This is a genomic window from Rhodobacter sp. NSM (genome assembly GCF_052244495.1).
In the GTDB taxonomy this organism is placed as follows: domain Bacteria; phylum Pseudomonadota; class Alphaproteobacteria; order Rhodobacterales; family Rhodobacteraceae; genus Cereibacter_A.
In genome coordinates this window covers 59,520-77,309 of the sequence record NZ_JBQPXH010000007.1, presented here as the reverse complement: position 1 = coordinate 77,309, position 17,790 = coordinate 59,520, and the positions used below count along the sequence as shown (strand labels likewise).

The following is a 17,790-nucleotide window of genomic DNA, read 5'->3' as shown; positions in this document are numbered from 1 at the left end:
ATGGGTGAGGAAGGCCCGCTGTTCGATGCGGCGATGATCGCGACGATCGGGCTCACCCTGAAGCTCGCCTCTGTCACGACCGTCGTGCTCCTGCTGGTGGGGACTCCTCTGGCGTGGTGGCTGGCACGGGCGCGCGGACTCTGGAAGGAGGTCGTTGCCGCCGTCGTCTCGTTGCCGATCGTGCTGCCACCGACGGTGCTGGGCTTCTACCTCTTGATCGCGATGGGGCCGAACTCGCCGCTGACAGCACTTCTGGGGCGCAAGCTGTCGTTCAGCTTCGAGGGGCTGGTGGTGGGATCCGTGATCTACTCGCTGCCCTTCGTGGTCAACCCGATCCGCAACGCCTTCGAGGCCATGGGCGACCGGCCGATGGAGGCGGCGGCGACGCTCCGCGCCTCTCCGATCAACGCCTTCTTCAACGTGGCCCTGCCGCTGGCCCTGCCGGGGATCTTCACCGGCGCGATCCTGGGCTTCGCCCATACCGTGGGCGAATTCGGCGTGGTGCTGATGATCGGCGGGGCCATTCCTGGGCAGACGAAGGTGCTGTCGGTCACGATCTACGACTTCGTCGAGACGCTGCAATGGGGCAAGGCGCATGTGCTGGCGGGCGGCATGCTGGTGATGTCCTTCCTCGTGATCCTCGCCATGATGCTGGTCGAACGGCGGCTGAGCGGGGCGCGGCGATGATCGAGGCCGCCTTCCGCGGCCGGCTCGGCAGCTTCGCGCTGGATGCAGCCTTCTCCGTCCCGGGCGAGGGCATCACCGCGCTCTTCGGCCCCTCGGGCTGCGGCAAGACCACCGTCCTGCGCGGCATGGCGGGGCTCATGCGCCTGCCCGAAGGCCTGCTGCGGGTAAACGGCGAGACCTGGCAGGATGGGCGGCGTTTCCTGCCGCCGCACCGCCGCGACATCGGCTATGTCTTCCAGGAGGCGAGCCTGTTCCCGCATCTGTCGGTCGAGCGCAACCTCCGCTTCGGGCTGCGCCGCTCGAGGTCCGGGGTGCGCATCGGCATGGAGGAGGTGGTCGAACTCCTCGGCGTCGCCCCCCTCTTCGACCGGCCGGTCAGGAGCCTTTCGGGAGGCGAGCGGCAGCGGGTGGCCATCGGCCGGGCGCTCCTGTCGCAGCCGCGCCTTCTTCTGATGGACGAACCGCTCTCGGCGCTCGACCGGTTCTCGAAGGACGAGATCCTGCCCTATCTGGAGCGTCTGCACGCGACGCTCTCGATCCCGGTGATCTACGTCAGCCACGACATCGCCGAGGTCGAGCGGCTGGCGGACACGCTGGTGCTGATGGAGGCGGGGCGGGTGCGTGCGGCCGGCCCCATCGCCGACCTGCTCGCCGATCCCGCCTTGCCATTGATCCACCTGCCCGAGCCTGCCGCCGTGGTCGAGGGCGAGGTGATCGCGACCGATTCCCGCTATGGCCTCTCCGACATCCGTGTGCCGGGCGGCGTTGTCACCGTGCCCGGTGACCTCGGGCCGAACGGGGTGCGCCGCCGTCTGCGCATTCCGGCAAGCGACGTGAGCCTCGGGCGCCATGCGCCGCTGGACACCACGATCCTCAATGCCCTGCCCGCCCGCATCGAGGGCGCCGAACCCGCCGGTCCCTACCAGATCACCGTGCGTCTGCGTCTCGGACCCGACGGGCAGGGGGCCGCCCTTCTGTCGCGCGTATCGCGGAAGTCGTGGGAGAGGCTGGCGCTGCGAACGGGCGATCTGGTCGTGGCGCGACTGAAGGCGGTGGCGCTGGCCGAGCCCGCGCAGCCACCCGAGGCCTTCCGCGGGGCAGGCGCGCGTCCTTCGTGACCCTCGGCGGCGTCCGCGCGGGCTCAGCAGTCACCGCGGGCCGCAAACCGCGCGAGCACGTCGCGCCGCGCCGTCGGGCCGGGGCTCTTCCGAAGCTCGGCCACACAGGCGGAGAGCGCCGGCAGATCGCGCGCGGCCTCGAAGAGCGAGATCGGCGCTGCCCGTGCATCCTCGCCCCTTAGGTGGCGGTCGATCATCACGCGCAGCGGCGACAGTGCCGTATCGAGCGCGGGATTCCCGCCGGCGAGGCGGGCGGCGATCCCGTCCGCCATTCCGCCGGGCGCCCGCCCGGAGGATCGCTGCGAGGCCCGGACGACGGCATCCTGCGCATGCACCGCGCGCAGTCCTGCCGACAGGGCGCGCCTGACGAGATCCCGGTCTTCGCCGCTTGGCAGGGGCCGGAAGCCGCCCAGGGCCCGATAGGTCTGACGGCGAAAGCCGAGGTTCGCGCCGCCCGCCAGGTTGAGGCCGAATGGCCGCCCCGAGACAAGCCTCTCGAATTCGGTGGAAAGCCGCAGATACGCTTGCTCGACCTCATCCACAGGGCCGAGACGGCGGAGGTCGCCTTCGGCGATGTCGGGCAGGCCCTCGATCCGTCCCAGCACCGCAGGCGCCTTGTCGAGCGCCCTGCCCATCGCCGCAAGCCACCCCGGCGCCGCCGTGCTGTCCGCATCCGTGGACAGCAGCTTTCGCGCGCGCGGGCTGTGCCTCATCGCGACGGCATGACCCAGCCGCCGCGCGCGCCCGACGCCCCCGCGCGGCAGATCGACCTCGACCAGAACGAATGCAAGGCCGAGCGCCCTTGCGGTGCGCCATGCCGAGGTCGCGGTGTCATCGCGCGAATTGTTCACGCAAAGGGTAACGGCCGCGGCCTCGATGCCATCCTGATCGGCCAGCGCCGCGAGACAGCGGGGAAGCATGTCCTCCTCGTCGCGCGCGGGAATGACGATGGTCATGTCCGCACGCGCGATGCGCGGAAGATCCGCCTTTTCGACCCACAGCCTCACGCAAGGGCCTCCGCCACGTCGATGCGATAACTTGTGGAGGCATCCACCCGCCGGAACGGGCGCTGCGAGGCCGCGGCGAAGAGCGAAAACGCCTCGGCACCCTGCAGCGGGTTCCCGCTCTCGCCGAGCCAGTTGACGCAGAGCACGTCGGCCCCCGGCCAGCGGCCGTCGATCCGCGCGGCAAGATCGGCCAGCGCCTCGGGGCTCAGGAAATACAGGATCTCTGACAGCAGGATCAGGTCGAAGGGCCCCTCGGGCAACGACCCCGGCAGGAAGAGCTTGCGGAACCGCGCTGTCGGCACCGCCTGCATGGCCGCGCCTAGCGCGGCGTCGATGGCGTCCACCCCTAGGTAATCCTCGCATCGCGGTGCCACGTGCCGTGCAAGCTCGCCATTGCCGCAACCGACCTCCAGCGCCGCGCGATAGGCGGAGCGCGGCAGCGCAGCCGCCGTGGCCCGGAACTTCGCCTGTTCGTAGGCGCTGGTCCGGAAGTTCCACGGGTCGTCGCCGCTGGCATAGATCCCGGCGAGCTTCTCTGCGCTCACTCCCGTCACAACGCCTCCTCGAAGAAGATCTCGTCCCCCGTGCGAAAGTCGGCGAGGAAAGCCTCGGGCAGCACGAAGCCCTCGGGATCGTCCCCGATCACCAGTCCTAGCTGGCTGCGGTGGGCGGCAATCGCGCGCCCCTTGGCGGAAGCACCGCGCCGCGCATCGAACCGATGCTCGATCACCGACCCCATGCGCCGCCTGTAGTCCGGATCCGACCAGCGGGACCAGATGGGATAGAAGAAGAGACGAACGCCCGTCCGCGCCGCTGCCTCACGAGCGATGGCAGCCGTCGCGATGTGATCGCAATGCGGATCCGTCGGGGAGGTGGCGAAGAGCGCACCGGCCTTGCACGCGCGGATCACCGCTTCGACCTGCTGCAGAGCAGCCTCGCGCGCCGGTCCGGGCCCTGGCATGGCGGCATCCGGCAGGTTCAGGCGCGTCACGATGTCGGGCGCCCCGCCGAGTTCCCGGATCGAGAGATCGAGTTCCGAGGCCCGCAGGGCTGCCAGCCGGTCCCTGGGCCAGAGCCGCGAGTTGGGATGGGACGCCGCGCCATCGGTCATGCAGACGACGCGGGCGCCCGGCCCCTGGAACGCCGCAGCCAGAAGCGCTCCGCATCCCAGCGCCTCGTCGTCGGGGTGGGGAGCCAGCACGACGATGGGCCGGCCGCCGGAAAGATCGGCGAAGGACGCGTGCCGCCAGTTACGCATCGAGCCACTCGCCGAGCGGCGCGCCGGAAGCCAGAAGCGCGCGTCCCACCCGCAGCGAAAAGGCGTCACGCGCCGCCTGACGGAGATAGCAGCCGAGATCCCGCGCATGGCGCCCGAGCGGGTCATCGGCCGCGAAGAGCGAGAGGCCGACGGAGCGTTCGACAGCGGAGATCACCTCCTGCCCCAGTTCCTCGGTCAGGAGCCGCGCCGCTGCCGACATGGCCGCCGCGCGCTCCGGATCGGCCGCGCCCTCCGGGCCACTGGCCATCCGCCCGGCGCGGAGGATGAAGGGCCAGGCTGCGATGGTCCGGCCGGCGAGCGGAGACAGGCGGAGGAGATGTGCCTCGGCCTCGATCTGCCCGCGCGCCCGCAAGGCCCGCGCGGCGCCGTCCAGCAGGCCCACGATGCCGCCGAGGCTGACGGCCGCGATCCGCCATGTTCCGCCGACGAACAGGGGTTCGCGCGTATAGACGTTCGCGGGGCCGAGCCGCTGCCCCTCGAGGCCGTCGCAGTCGAAGACACCCGATGCGCTGTCCTGCATCCCCGCCATGTCCCAGGCAGCCGCGTTGTGCCTCGCCCGGTCGCGCGCGTCGATCAGGAAGAGTTGCTGGCCCTCGTCGCTGGCGGCGGCCACGATCGCATGATCGACGTGGCCGAGGCCGGACGCATATCTCTTGAGCCCCGAGAGGCGGCAGCCCTTCGCGGTCACGGGCGGGACCCCGTCCGCACCCCAGACGCCGAAGAGTTGTCCCCTCGTCATGGCATCCAGAGCCTCGGACCTCATGCTGTCGGATCCATAGGCTTCGATGAGGCCCCGGGCGTTGGCATGGCCCTCGTAGAGCCGCGCGACGGAGAGATTTCGCTCTGCGATCTGCCTCAGCGAGCGCGCGAGCGGTTCCACGTCTGCCCTCGAGCCCAGAAGGTCCGAGTTCCTCAGGCGCGCGAGCTCGGCGCCGAAGGCCGGGCAGCAATCGCCGCGGCCATTCTCCCCGCTCTGCTGACGACTGTCGTAGGCGACCGCGGTCGAGGCCATCTTCACCGTTTCTCTTTCCGTCTCCGGGCTTGCAGGGGAGATGCAGTAGAACCTGCAGGAGCGGCTCAGGTTCCCGGCCCGCATGTATCCAAGATGCGACCGACCGCGGCGAAGGTGGTTTGCGCGAGGGGCGTCGGGGCCCTTAGCGCTTCCGGTTCGGGGGATTGGCGGCGGACGCGACTGCCACATCGTCGGGCGCTCCGCGCGCGTGGTTCGGATGCCTCGTGTCGATGCGCCATCCAGCGGTTGCGCTTCACGGTGCCGGCGCGCAGGAGCACCTCCTCGCCGATGCGTGCCCGCCCGCATGAAGGTCTCCCGTGGTCGGGAGCGAGGCACCGGCCGTTTCCATGCTGTTGATGCCTCCGCCGCTCTTGAAACCCGATATACGGCATCCATATACCATCCATATGGAAGGAGATGCCGTGACCGAGCGTAGCCCGAGATTGTCCGAAAGCGAGAAGATCACGATCAACCTTGGCCCGGTCGATCTGGGACGGATCGATCTTCTGGTTCAGGAGGGCTTCTACTCCAACCGCAGCGACTTCATCCGGACCGCCATACGCAACCAACTCTCGACCGAGGGCGAGGTGATTTCGCGCTCCATCCAGCGGCATGTGCTGGAGCTTGGACTCCGCGACGTCACGAGGGCCGATCTCGAGGCTGCATGTGCGGCGGGCGAGATGCTTCACCTCCGGGTCGTGGGCCTTGCGAGGATCGCTTCCGACGTTACCCCCGATCTGGCGCAGGCCACGATCGGATCAATCACCGTTCTCGGGGCGCTTCAGGCGGCGCCCGAGATCAAGGCGGTTCTCCGGGACCGCATCCGCTAGGGGCAGGCGCAGGACGGCACCCCTCCACGAAGGAAGACAGCAATGACCATCGACTTCGCGACGGCCATGGGCCGGGCGCTGCAACAGGTTCGTGCAGGTGAGCTGAAGCATGCGACGCGCACGATCCAGACGGCGCTGTCCTCGCGCTCCCCGGCGGAGGGGGTCGAGGAACGGGACGGTCCGGCATCTCCCTCCGTCGACACCGGACATGAGAGCACGGCGAGGGCTCCGAAGGCCGCTCGCGACATCGAGGATGCCGAGATCGTCTCAGACCGCCCCGCCGCCCGGGCGGGTCGGCGCGACGCCATGCCCGGTCGTCGGCCGTTGCGCGAGGTGGTCGATGCCCTGAGCCGGATCCGGACGCCGTCGGCGCCGCAGCGCGGGGCCGATCCGCAGCCCGCCCTGGCCGAGGGCGCCCGTTTCGAACGCCGCAGCTTCGCGGGACCGCATGGCGCACGGGCCTACCGGCTCTACGTGCCGTCGACGCTGCCCGAAGCCGGGCGGGGTCTCGTGCTTATGCTGCATGGCTGCACGCAGACGCCCGAAGACTTCGCGGCGGGCACGAGGATGAACGAACAGGCGGAGCGGTCGGGTCTCCTCGTGGTCTATCCCCACCAGAGCCGCGAGCACAATGCGCAGGGGTGCTGGAACTGGTTCCGCCCCGATGACCAGCAGGCGCGGGCGGGCGAGCCGGCGCTGCTTGCGGGCCTCGTGCGGGCAATCGCGGCCGAGTTCGCCGTAGAGCCGGACCGGATCTTCGTGGCGGGCCTTTCCGCCGGGGGCGCGATGGCGGCAACGATGGCCGCGACGCATCCGGACCTGTTCGCCGCTGCAGGGATCCACTCCGGCCTCGCGCATGGGTCGGCGCATGACGTGATCTCGGCCTTCGCCGCGATGCGGGGGCAAGGCCGCGGGGCGCCCGTGCCCGAGCCGAAGCCGACCATCGTCTTCCACGGCACGGCCGATGCCACGGTCCATCCGTCCAATGCCGATGCCATCCTCGCCGCCGTCACGGCAGAGCGGCCGGGTGGCACCCGCTCGCGCGACAAGGGGCAGACGCCGGGCGGTCGCGGCTACGTCCGCGAGATGCTTGACGGGGGTGACGGGCGCCGCATCGCCGAGATCTGGCGCATCGACGGGGCGGGGCATGCCTGGTCCGGGGGAAGCGCGAGCGGCTCCTACACCGATCCTGCCGGGCCGGATGCCTCGGCCGAGATGATCCGCTTCTTCCTCGACGGAAGGGGAGGGTCCGGTCCCGCCTCCTGACCTGAGGTTCCGGCTCGCCTCCCTCGACGCGCGGGGAGGGCGGCGAGCCTGCCCCGACCGCGCGGCGCGGAGCAGCCGCACCATCTCCTTCGAACCGCGACCGTTCCCCGGCCGTGTCCTGGAGAGGAGGTCTGTCGCTTCGGTCGAAAGCGGATCTGACAGATGCCGGGCCCGGACCCACCGCAGCGCCTCGGCATGGGATGGAGCATGATGCGTTGAAGGACCGCGTGGCGCAGACGCAGCACATCCTCGCGCTTCGCCGCCGCTGGCAGATCTCGCCTTGCAGAATGTCGTCGAGCAGAGGGCGAACCCGCGCCTGGCCGCCTTACTTCCGGATCACGCCTCTGAGGCCGCCGCCGATCAGCAGCGTCACGTCCACGAGGGCGGCGAGTGGTGACACCCCGCCCGGCGTCACCAGATAGCGTGACTGCCAGTCGGGCCGGTACTTGGCCTTGAAGGACCGCAGCCCGCGGAAGTTGTAGAAGCGCTCGCCGTGCTCGAAGACGGACTGGCCGAGGTGGTTCCAGAACGGCGCCGACTGACTGGCGGTGATGCCCGAGAGCGGCGCCATTCCCAGGCTGAAGCTTCGAAAGCCCTGTCGCTTCATCTCGACCAGGATGTTGCAGAACAGCACGTCCATCGACCCCGAGGGCGCGTTCCGCGCGAAGCGCATGAGATCGACCGTGGCCTCCGCCTTCGTCGCGGTGGTCATGATCGTCGCGAAGGCCACGATCCGACCTTCGGCCCTGAGTACGGCGACCGGTTGCTCGGCCACGTAGGAGCGGTCGAACCGGCCGAGGGCAAAGCCCTTCTCGCGCGTGTCCTGATGTGCGAGCCACGCATCCGAGACCTGCTGGAGCTCGTCGAGGATGGCCGCGACGCCCGCCGGCTCCACCACCTCGAAGGTGAGCCCCGTCCGCTCGCCCTTCCGCAGCGCCTGCCGCTGCTCGGCCCACTGGCTCGACTGGAGGTCCATGGTCTCGAGATCCACCAGCGCGCGCTCGCCCAGCTTCAGCCCGCGCAGGCCCGCGTCGGCGCAGAGCGGCAGAAGCGCGGGCGGCACCTGGTAGAAGACCGGCCGCCCGCCGTTGGCGCGCGCCATTTCGATGAAGCGCCAGATCAGCTCGGCCTGCGAACCCTGCGCCCCGATGGGGCCGAAGAGCGAGATCCAGGACTGGCCCTGCACCGCATACATGAGGAAGGCGTCGCCCGAGGCCGAAAAGATCAGGCTCTTGTCCCGCATCCGCACGAGGTTGGCTTCACTGCCGTCCTGCGCGTCCACGATCGCAAGCGCGCGCTGCACTTCGTCGTCCTCAGGCCGGTCTGTCTCGGGGCGGGACGGCTTCAACAGGCTGTGGATAGCGATGACCGAGGAGAGGATGACGACGCCCAGCAGCGCGCGCAGGCCGCGCGGCGCCTCGGCCGAGACCTCGAACTGCCACCAGAGGTCGTGGCTGTAATCCACGTCCTTGTAGACGAAGAAGAGGATGGTGATGGCCGAGACGGCGATGGTCGCAATTCCGGCCAGCCACGGTGGCGTCAGCGTCTGCGAAAGAAGCGAGGCGGGACGGTCGAAGAGGGGTCGGCTGAGGATCAGGAAGCCGATGAGCGCAGCCAGCATCACGGCCTCGTAGGGAGCGAGCGCCTTGACGAAGGTGAAGACGAAGGCCGCAGCGGCCGCGACGAGCGTGAGCCAGTAGGCACCGTCGAGGCGCTGGGTCAGCCCGCGTGCCGCCACGAAGAGAACGAGCCCGATCAGGCTGGACAGGAAATGCGCGGCCTCGATCAGCTGGACCGGCACATATGCCGCGATCCAGGCGAGGTCCGCATCGGTCGCGGGGATGACGCTCGAGAAGATCAACATCACGCCGCAGATCACGGCCAGCGAGGCGAGGAGTGACGGCGCAAGCAGCGTCCCCATGCGCTGCGCCCATTCGAGACGGGGCGAATGCAGGGCCTCGAGCGCCTCGGTCCAGGCCACGACCACGACGGCGATCAGCAGGGGCGCGACGTGATAGATCACCCTGTAGAGCACCAGCGATCCCAGCAGCGCATCGGTCCCGGTCGAGCCGCCGAGGCTCGTGAGGATGACCGCCTCGAGCACTCCGAGCCCCGCCGGCACGTGGCTCAGGACGCCGAGTCCGATCGCGATGGCGTAGATGATGACGAAGGAGATCCAGCTCACCTCGAGGTCCTGCGGCAGCAGTACCCAGAGGACGGTGGCGGTGACCATCAGGTCGGCGGCGGTGATGGCGAGCTGCTGAAGCGCGATGACGGGTCGCGGCATGTGCGGCCGCAGCCGCCCGTTCTGCCGCCAGAGGAAGGCCGCCATTACCGCCAGCGCCAGCAGCAGCGCCCCCGACAGGAGCCTGAGCGCCAGGGGAGAAAGGCCCGCCTGCGCAGCGACCTGATCGGCCGCGACGAGAGCGGCGAGGGCCGTCGTCACCGTCAGTCCGATGCCGAAGGACAGCGTGACGAAGGCGATGACGGCCGCAACCTGCTCTCCCGACAGACCAAGGCGGCTGTAGCCGCGGTAACGGACCGCCCCGGCCGATAGCGGGCCGAACCCGACCGTGTTGCCGATCGCATAGGCGCAGAAGGCCACCATGCCGACCTGCACGAGGTTCGGCGACCGGCCGAGATGGCGCAGGGCGTTCACGTCATAGCCTGCCAGCAGGACGAAGCTCACCACCGTGAAGAAGCCGGCGATCAGGATGTCGCGCCAGGAGGTCTCTTCGAGCGCCCGGAGGATGTCCTGGTAGCGAATGTCGCCGGTGATCCGGTAGGTCGTGTAGGCGACCGCCGCGAAGACGACCCAGGTCACCAGCGCGAGAAGCATGGTGCGGTTGCGGCCGAACCAGTCCCGCAGGGGACGGGCACGGGCGGGCACACCTTCGCCGGCAGAGGTGACGGATTCAGGCGTCTCGCTGCGCCAGGACATGTCTTGCCCCTTCTAGGTCGCCTGCCGGCGTGACGGAACCGGATTGAGCCTGCGGCCCGGTCCCGTCGCGCAGAAGGACCGGATGCAACAGACCGAAGATCGCCGACCGCCGGAAATTCGTTGTCGCGTGGACATCTAGCCTGCGGGCGCGTGCTCGCCAAGCCCCCCGGCGACCTTCCGCCGGACCGCGCCCTCGGGTCGCAACCCGCCGGCCGGGCGAGACAGGCGCAGGCGACCGCGCCTGGTCGAGGCCCGGGTCCGCTCGCGCGCGGTCGCTTGCCTGTGTCTGGGGGCCGGCCCGGCTCCGCTCTCGGCCGGGAGAGCGTCCGCGAGCCGTAGGCGCGCCGCGCCGCTGGCCCGCTCCGCCCTTCGGCAGGCCGCATGACAGCCCGAGCCAGCGGTCAGGCGCCGGCGCGCCTTCCGCTTCACCTCTGAGATTGCACGGGTCTGCGGCCAGACCCGGATCCGTGGCCGTCCGGGCACGCCCACCTGCGCCGTCCCTTCCTGCAATTCCCGCGGAGGCACCCTGCGGCGGAACGCCCGGCGTCCGGCCTGCGTTGGGCAGCACGGTCCCGGCAGCGTGAAGAGGCGCAGCCGCATGCGACGGCGCGCAGGCACGGGACCCCGATGGGAGGAACCAGATGAAGAACATGACGATGCGACACCTCTTGCTGGGTGCCGCGGCGGGGATCGCACTCGCCTCGGGCGCTTCGGCCCAGGAGCACACGTTCCGCTTCCAGTCCTCGGATCCGGCGGGCAACACCAACTTCCAGCTTCAGAAGGAATGGGCGCGGATGGTGGACGAGAAGTCCGGCGGCCGCATCGCCGTCGAGATGCTGCCCGTGGAAACCATCGTCGCCCACAACGAGACCCAGGATGCCGTGGCGGCGGGTATCATCGACGGCCACTTCACCGACACATCCTATTTCGCCGGCAAGGAGCCTGCCCTCGGCCTCATCGCCAACCCGGTCGGCGCCTGGTCCTCGCCGGACCAGATGTTCGATTTCATGGAGACGGGCGGCGGCAAGGAACTGATGAACGAGATGCTGGAGCCTTACGGCCTGCATTTCATCGGCGCCACCACGCCCGGGCTTGAAGCCTTCGTCTCGAAGGTGCCGCTCGACGGCGTGGATGACCTGCAGGGCCTGAAGGTCCGCGCACCCGAAGGCATGGTGCAGCGTGTCTTCGCGGCAGCCGGGGCGGCGCCTGTGAACCTGCCGGGCTCCGAGGTTTTCACCTCGCTCGACAAGGGCGTCATCGACGCGGCGGACTACAACACCTTCTCCACGAACGAGGCGCAGGGCCTGCACGACATCGCGACGCATCCGGTTTTCCCCGGTTTCCACTCGATGCCGCTGATCGAGGTCTCGATGAACAAGGCCGCCTGGGATGCGCTTCCCGAGGATCTCCAGCAGGCGATGACCGAGAGCGTGCGCGAGTTTGCGCAATACCAGTCGCAGACCGTGCTCGAGAACGACCGTGCCGCCGCGGAGAAGGCGGAGGCATCCGGCAAGGTGACGATCCACGACTGGTCCGACGAGGAGAGGGCGAAGTTCCGAGGCATCGCCCGAACGCAGTGGGAAGAGGCGGCGTCCGCCTCGCCGGCCTCGCAGAAGGTCTATGACACGCTGACGGCCTACCTGCAGGAGAAGGGCCTCCTGACCGAGTGACGGGGCCATCCCCGGCCGCCGGCCGGGGACCTCATTCCAGAGTGAAGGAGGCGCGGATGAACGAACCGCTCGACGAGGAAGAAGACATGGTCCATCCCGGGCCTTCCGCCATTGCGGAGGCGGGGATCTTCGGGAGGGGCGTCGTGGGGGCGGGCCTGCTCTTTGCCGCCGCGATCGTCGTCTCGGCGCTGATCCTCTTCTACGAGGTCATCATGCGGTATGTCTTCAACAGTCCCACGACATGGGCGCATGAGACGGTTGTCTTCCTGAATGCCTGCGCCTTCGTCTTCGGCGGCCTCTACGCCGCCGCGCTCAATACCCATATCCGCGTCGTCCTCTTCTACGATGCGCTGTCGCCGGGCGTGCGCCGGGTCTTCGACATGGCGATCTCGCTCACTTGTGCAGTGGCCTCGGGCTTCTTCGCCTTCGCCGCGTGGCAGAGCGTGAAGCGCGCCGTCTGGACGCCCGCGGGCGAGTTCCGGCTCGAGAGCTCAGGCAGCGCATGGGATCCCGTCTATCCCGGCCTGCTGAAGGTCTTCCTTCTCGTGGTGCTCGTCGCGCTCGCCATCCAGTTTCTCATCCTAGCCGCCGGCTATGCCCGCGGCCGGCACGCGCGCTGAGGAGGGATCATGGATCCGAGCACCCTGTTCGACCTGAAATCCCTCGGCATCGAGGGCGCGACCATTGCCATGTTCGTGTCGCTGATCCTGCTGCTTCTGACCGGAATGCCGCTGGCCTTCGTGACACTCCTCGTCGCGCTGATCTTCGCGCTCGGCTGGTTCGGGCCGATGGCGCTGCCGCTGATCACCAGCCGGATCTTCAGCTTCGTCAACAGCTTCGTCTTCGTCTCGGTGCCGATGTTCGTGCTGATGGCCGCGATCCTGGACCGGTCCGGCATCGCGCGCGACCTGTTCGACGCGATGAAGGTGCTGGCGGGCCGGATCCGGGGCGGCGTGGCGATCCAGACGCTGATGGTGGCCGTCATCCTCGCCGCGATGTCGGGGATCATCGGCGGCGAGATCATCCTTCTCGGCCTCCTTGCCTTGCCGCAGATGCTGCGGCTCGGCTACGATCGGGGTCTCGCCATCGGCGTCTGCTGCGCGGGGGGCGCGCTCGGGGCGATGGTGCCACCATCCATCGTCCTCATCGTCTACGGGCTGACAGCGAACGTCTCGATCGGGCAGCTCTTTACCGCGTCCTTCGTGCCAGGGCTGATGCTCGCGTGCTTCTACGCGGCCTATGTGCTGATCCGCGCCTACATCAATCCTGCGATGGCGCCCGTGGCCGAGCCCGAGGATCGCACGAGGTCGGAGAAGCTGCGGCTGCTCAAGGGGCTGTTCCTGCCGATCCTCGTGGTGATCTTCGTGCTCGGCTCGATCTATGGCGGCATCGCCTCGGTGACGGAGGCCTCGGCCATCGGAGTCATCGGCGTGGCGCTCTCTACGGTGATCCGGGGCGAGTTCAGCCGCGAGCTGGTCGTGGGGGCGGCGCTCCAGACACTGCGGACGGTCGGCATGATCGTCTGGATCGGCATCGGGGCATCGGCGCTGGTCGGCGTCTTCAACCTGATGGGCGGGGTGCGCTTCGTCTCGGAACTCATCACCGGCGTGTCGGAGGACCCCATCGTCATCATCCTGTTCATGATGGCGATCCTGTTCCTGCTCGGCATGTTCCTCGACTGGGTGGGGATCGCCCTCCTCTGCATGCCGATCTTCGTGCCGATCGTGACGAGCCTTGGCTACGATCCGATCTGGTTCGGCGTGGTCTTCGCGATCAACATGCAGGTGAGCTTCCTGTCGCCGCCCTTCGGGCCAGCCGCCTTCTACCTGAAGTCGGTGGCGCCGCGGGACATGTCGCTGGGCGAGATCTTTCGCGCACTTCTGCCCTTCATCGCGCTGCAGATCGTGGCCCTTGCCCTCGTGATTGCCTTCCCGGGGATCACCGGCCGCTGAAGGCCCGGTGCTCACGAGGGGCAGGCGGCTCCGCTGTCGATCCACGCGCGGGTCAGTTCGCCGAAGATCTCCTGGCTGCCGGGGGCGGGCTCACGCCCCTCGCCCGGCTCCCATCCCCAGCCGACGAGGCCGTCGCTCGCGTTGTGCTCGTGCAACTGTTCGAGCGTCTTGCCGCCGTTCCGCGCCGGATCCTTCAGTTGCCGGCAGATATCGCCGAGGCCGAGGCCGACCCAGCCCATGCTGATCGGCGCGAGCGACCAGGGCTGATGGCCCGGAATGCTCCCCGGACTGCCGGTGAAGGCCACGTTCTCGCGGCCATGGCAGGTCGTGCAGTTCATGCCCACGGCGCCGAAATCGGCCGGGCCGCGGACGACGGGCGGGTTGTGCGCCTGCATCCGGTCACCCTGCGTGGGGCCGCCCTCGACAGGATGGCAGTTCAGGCAGCGCGGATGGGTCAGCACCTTGCCCATTTCCGTGAAGATCGCGGCCGAGCGTTCGGCCCCGTCCGCCATGCCCTCGAAGGCCTCTGGGCCGCGCAACTCCTGCGCGGCAAGCGGGGCCGCCGCGAGGATCGCGGCGGCAACGAAGGAAAGACGCATGGTCACCTCAGGACAGGAGTTGCGCGAAGGGAAGCTGGCGGACGGGCTGACCGGTCAGCGCCCTCCAGGCATTGGCCACGGCCGGGGCGAGCGGCGGCACTCCGGGCTCGCCCACGCCGGTCGGCGGCTCGGCCGATGGCAGGATCGCGACATGGACCTTCGGCATCTCGTTGATCCGCAACAGGCGGTAGTCGTCGAAGTTGGACTGTTCCACCCGCCCTTCGCCGTCGAGCGTGATCGCGCTGTAGAGCGCGGCCGAAAGCGCATAGCCGATGCCGCCCTCCATCTGGGCGCGGATCACGTCGGGATTGACCGCGACGCCGCAATCCACTGCGCACCAGACCTGCGTGACCTTCGGCATCACCCCGCCGTTCTCGACCTCGACGATCTGCGCGACGTAGGTGTTGAAGCTCTTGGCCACGGCCACGCCATAGCCGCGCCCGTCCTTCGTGCGCCCCTGCCAGTCCGCGATCTCGGCAACCTTCTCGAGAACGCCCCTGTAGCGGCCCGATCCGGGCGTGAGCAGGTCGAGCCGCCCCTGCACCGGATCCTTCCCGGCCCGCTCCAGGACCTCGTCGAGAAATACCTCGACGGCGAAGGCGGTGTGGGTGTGTCCGACCGAGCGCCACCAGAGAACCGGCACGGGGCTTTCGATCTTCGCCCAGGAGATGCGGCGCGCGCCCACGTCATAGGGCAGGTCGTTCGATCCCTCGTAGGAGCTGGGGTCGAGCCCGTCCTGCATGAAGGCCTCGAGCGCGGTGCCCGACATGATCGACTGGTTGGCGACCGCATTCTCCCAGCCGATGATGTTGCCCTCGGCATCGAGCCCCGCGCGGAGGCGGTGAAGCGTCATCGGCCGGTAATAGCCGCCCTTGAGGTCGTCCTCGCGAGTCCAGAGCAGCTTGAAGGTTCCGTCGCGCCCCGCGGCCTTCGCCACATGCGCGATCTCGGCGGCAAGGTGCCCGTTCCCCTGCGCGCGGCGCCCGAACGAGCCGCCCGCGAAGAGCACGTTGATCCGGACGGCATCCGGGGGCAGTTGCAGCGCCTGCGCGACGGTGGGCTTGTCGATGGATGGGAACTGGCATCCGTACCAGAGTTCCGCCTGCCCACCCTTCACCTCGATCACCGCATCGAGGGGCTCCATCGGGGCATGGGCGAGGTAGGGGAAGCGATAGTCGGCCTCGAGGATCTCGGCCGCTCCGTCGATGGCGCCGGCGTCTCCGGATTCCTCGACCACCCGCGCGCCGGGAAGCGCCTTCGCCATGTCCTCGATCATCATCGACGTGGGTCGGCGCTCGGCGCCGCTTTCGTCCCAGCGGATCTCGAGCGCGCCGCGGCCCTTGATCGCGGCGAAGGTGTTTCGGGCATAGACCGCGATCCCTTCGGGGATCTGGCGGACCATCTCGACCCCTGCCACCTTCAGCGCCTCCGCGTCGTCGAACGAGGCGACCCTCGCCCCGAAGGCCGGCGGATGGGCGACGACGACGGTCAGCATCCCCTCGCGGTAGATGTCGAGGGTGAACTGGGCCGACCCGTCCGACTTGGCCGCGGAATCGAGGCGGGCGACGTCCTTGCCGATCAGCACGAAATCCGCAGGATCCTTGAGCGGCGGATCCTGCGGAACTTCCATCAAAGCCGCAGCCTCGGCGAAGGTGCCGAAGCCCGCCTCCTTGCCGCTCGAATGGGAAAGGCGGCCGGCCCGCACCGTGATCTCGGAAGCGGGCACGCCCCATTCGGCCGCCGCCGCGCCGACCAGCATGGCCCGCGCCGCCGCGCCTGCCTTGCGCATCTGGATGTAGCTGTTGGCGATGGCGGTCGAGCCCCCGGTCCCCTGTGCGCCGAAGGCAAGGTTCTTGTAGAGCGCATCATCCGCATGAGCGGCTTCGGCCCGGATCTGGCTCCAGTCGGCGTCCATCTCCTCGGCGACGAGGGTGGCGAGGCCCGTGTAGGGACCCTGGCCCATCTCGAGATGCTTGATGATGACGGTCACGGTGTCGTCGGAACCGACCCGGATGAAGGCGTTCGGCGTGGCCGGAATGTCGGAGGGTGCGCCCTGCGCCCGCGCGAAGGGCGCAGGCAGGACCAGCGCGAGCGTGAAGCCCGCTCCGGTGGCGAGGAAATTGCGGCGTGACATGAGGGTCATGGCTCAGCCCTCCAGCGTGCGTGCGGCATCGTGGATCGCCTGCCGGATCCGGACATAGGTCGCGCACCGGCAGAGGTTGCCGGCCATGGCGTGGTCGATGTCCTCGTCCGTGGGTTTCGGGATCTGCCGCAGGAGCGCCGTGGCCGACATGACCTGTCCCGACTGGCACCAGCCGCACTGGGGCACGTCCACGGCGGCCCATGCCGCCTGAACCGCCTCGATCTCACGTCCCTCCATCCCTTCGATGGTGGTGACCTGCCCTCCCTCGATCGAGCCGATCGGCGTCACGCAGGAGCGCCTCGGCATCCCATCGAGCATGACGGTGCAGGCGCCGCATTGCGCGACGCCGCATCCGAACTTCGTGCCCGTCAGCCGAAGTTCGTCGCGCAGGACCCAGAGCAGGGGCGTGTCCGGATCGACGTCGAGGGATACCTCGCGTCCGTTGATGGACAGATTGACCATGGCTGCCTCCCCGGTGGCTTCAGCCGGCGAACTAGGAGGGGCGGCCGCTGCGTCAAGGGGCCGCAGGCGGCCGTTCAGCCGGCCTCTGCATCCTGCGCGGCCGGGCCACGGTCCGCCTCGGCAATGCCCTGCTCGCCGATCACGCCGCGCAGGGCCTCGAGGGTTGCGGCATAGTGCTCGGTCAGCAGCCGGCAGGCGAGGTCGGTGTCGCGGTCGATGGCGGCCGCGAGGATGGCGGCATGTTCCGCGGCCGCCCCCTCCCGCCGCTGGATGTTCGGGTGGAAGTTCATCGACAGGCTGCGGTAGCGCACCGCCTGATCCATCATGGTCGAGCAGAAGCCGAGCAGCCAGGTCGAGCCGCAGCGGTCGAGCAGCAGCATGTGAAACGCCTTGTGGAAATGCTCCCATTCCTCGGCGAGATCACGGCCTTCCTCGGCCGGCATGCGCCGGTTGGTCCGCGCGAGACGATGGTAGGCGAGAACGAGGTTCTCCTCCCAGTCCAGATCGCCCCGCGGAATGGATTCGCGCAGCGCCAGCGTCTCGAGCCAGATCCGCGTCTTCACCAGTTCTTCGAGGGCGGTCATCGAGATGCCGGCCACGAAGAAGCCGCGCTGGCTCTTGCGTTCGACGAGCCCTTCCGAGGAGAGGCGGTTCAGTGCCTCGCGCACCGGCGCGATGCCGATGCCGTAGCGTTCCGAGATGCCCTCGATCTGGAGCTTCGCGCCCGGGAAGAGCCCTCCGCGCAGGATGTCGCGACGGATCCGGTCATAGGCCCGTTCGGACAGGTTCCTCGCCTCCGCGGGCGCCTTCTCCGCAGCACTCAT

Annotated in this window: 16 protein-coding genes; 7 read left to right on the top strand and 9 right to left on the bottom strand. The window is 69.1% G+C overall.

Annotated features, from left to right (window positions below; all coding sequences use genetic code 11):
* On the top strand, positions 1 to 687 hold the full coding sequence (gene modB / locus ACTVZP_RS14600; protein WP_443212889.1) for a molybdate ABC transporter permease subunit: 687 nt from the start codon (positions 1 to 3) through the stop codon (positions 685 to 687).
* On the top strand, positions 684 to 1,805 hold the full coding sequence (modC, locus tag ACTVZP_RS14595; RefSeq protein ID WP_443212888.1) for a molybdenum ABC transporter ATP-binding protein: 1,122 nt from the start codon (positions 684 to 686) through the stop codon (positions 1,803 to 1,805). Before modB ends, modC begins: the two co-directional genes overlap by 4 nt.
* Positions 1,806 to 1,828: 23 nt before the next feature.
* On the opposite strand, the gene ACTVZP_RS14590 is transcribed toward modC, so the two are convergent.
* From ACTVZP_RS14590 to ACTVZP_RS14575, 4 genes are read right to left on the bottom strand one after another with little or no spacing between them, the layout of a single operon-like run.
* Positions 1,829 to 2,812, bottom strand: coding sequence for a glycosyltransferase (locus tag ACTVZP_RS14590; protein ID WP_443212887.1), 984 nt, complete (start codon positions 2,810 to 2,812; stop codon positions 1,829 to 1,831).
* Positions 2,809 to 3,357, bottom strand: coding sequence for a class I SAM-dependent methyltransferase (locus ACTVZP_RS14585; protein ID WP_443212886.1), 549 nt, complete (start codon positions 3,355 to 3,357; stop codon positions 2,809 to 2,811). The genes ACTVZP_RS14590 and ACTVZP_RS14585 overlap by 4 nt, the downstream gene beginning before the upstream one ends.
* A 5-nt stretch (positions 3,358 to 3,362) precedes the next feature.
* Entirely contained in the window at positions 3,363 to 4,070 is a 708-nt protein-coding gene (locus ACTVZP_RS14580) for a PIG-L deacetylase family protein (protein ID WP_443212885.1), read from the bottom strand.
* Entirely contained in the window at positions 4,063 to 5,103 is a 1,041-nt protein-coding gene (locus tag ACTVZP_RS14575) for an acyl-CoA dehydrogenase (protein ID WP_443212884.1), read from the bottom strand. The genes ACTVZP_RS14580 and ACTVZP_RS14575 overlap by 8 nt, the downstream gene beginning before the upstream one ends.
* A 422-nt stretch (positions 5,104 to 5,525) precedes the next feature.
* Between ACTVZP_RS14575 and ACTVZP_RS14570 the strand changes: the two genes are divergently transcribed.
* The gene (locus tag ACTVZP_RS14570) at positions 5,526 to 5,933 is read left to right on the top strand and encodes a CopG family transcriptional regulator (protein WP_443212883.1); all 408 of its coding nucleotides are present in this window, start codon (positions 5,526 to 5,528) and stop codon (positions 5,931 to 5,933) included.
* 42 nt (positions 5,934 to 5,975) lie between these two features.
* Positions 5,976 to 7,199: an extracellular catalytic domain type 1 short-chain-length polyhydroxyalkanoate depolymerase gene (locus tag ACTVZP_RS14565; RefSeq protein ID WP_443212882.1), complete on the top strand. Its 1,224-nt coding sequence runs from the start codon at positions 5,976 to 5,978 to the stop codon at positions 7,197 to 7,199.
* Between the two features lie 325 nt (positions 7,200 to 7,524).
* Here the strand turns inward: ACTVZP_RS14565 and mprF are convergent, their stop codons facing one another.
* Positions 7,525 to 10,140, bottom strand: coding sequence for a bifunctional lysylphosphatidylglycerol flippase/synthetase MprF (gene mprF / locus ACTVZP_RS14560; RefSeq protein WP_443212881.1), 2,616 nt, complete (start codon positions 10,138 to 10,140; stop codon positions 7,525 to 7,527).
* Between the two features lie 650 nt (positions 10,141 to 10,790).
* Here mprF and ACTVZP_RS14555 point away from each other — a divergent pair.
* From ACTVZP_RS14555 to ACTVZP_RS14545, 3 genes are read left to right on the top strand one after another with little or no spacing between them, the layout of a single operon-like run.
* Positions 10,791 to 11,810, top strand: a complete 1,020-nt coding sequence (locus ACTVZP_RS14555) for a TRAP transporter substrate-binding protein (RefSeq protein WP_443212999.1) — start codon at positions 10,791 to 10,793, stop codon at positions 11,808 to 11,810.
* 56 nt (positions 11,811 to 11,866) lie between these two features.
* Positions 11,867 to 12,430, top strand: coding sequence for a TRAP transporter small permease subunit (locus ACTVZP_RS14550; RefSeq protein ID WP_443212880.1), 564 nt, complete (start codon positions 11,867 to 11,869; stop codon positions 12,428 to 12,430).
* A gap of 9 nt (positions 12,431 to 12,439) precedes the next feature.
* Positions 12,440 to 13,762 (top strand): TRAP transporter large permease, encoded by a 1,323-nt coding sequence (locus ACTVZP_RS14545; protein ID WP_443212879.1) that lies wholly within the window; start codon positions 12,440 to 12,442, stop codon positions 13,760 to 13,762.
* Positions 13,763 to 13,773: 11 nt separating this feature from the next.
* Here ACTVZP_RS14545 and ACTVZP_RS14540 read toward each other — a convergent pair whose 3' ends face one another.
* From ACTVZP_RS14540 to ACTVZP_RS14525, 4 genes are all read right to left on the bottom strand, one after another.
* Positions 13,774 to 14,361, bottom strand: a complete 588-nt coding sequence (locus tag ACTVZP_RS14540; RefSeq protein ID WP_443212878.1) for an Isoquinoline 1-oxidoreductase subunit — start codon at positions 14,359 to 14,361, stop codon at positions 13,774 to 13,776.
* A gap of 7 nt (positions 14,362 to 14,368) precedes the next feature.
* Positions 14,369 to 16,504: a molybdopterin cofactor-binding domain-containing protein gene (locus ACTVZP_RS14535; RefSeq protein WP_443212877.1), complete on the bottom strand. Its 2,136-nt coding sequence runs from the start codon at positions 16,502 to 16,504 to the stop codon at positions 14,369 to 14,371.
* Between the two features lie 3 nt (positions 16,505 to 16,507).
* A complete protein-coding gene (locus ACTVZP_RS14530; RefSeq protein ID WP_443212875.1) occupies positions 16,508 to 16,966 on the bottom strand; it encodes a (2Fe-2S)-binding protein in 459 nt (152 codons plus the stop codon).
* Positions 16,967 to 17,040: 74 nt separating this feature from the next.
* Positions 17,041 to 17,790, bottom strand: coding sequence for a GntR family transcriptional regulator (locus ACTVZP_RS14525; protein WP_443212874.1), 750 nt, complete (start codon positions 17,788 to 17,790; stop codon positions 17,041 to 17,043).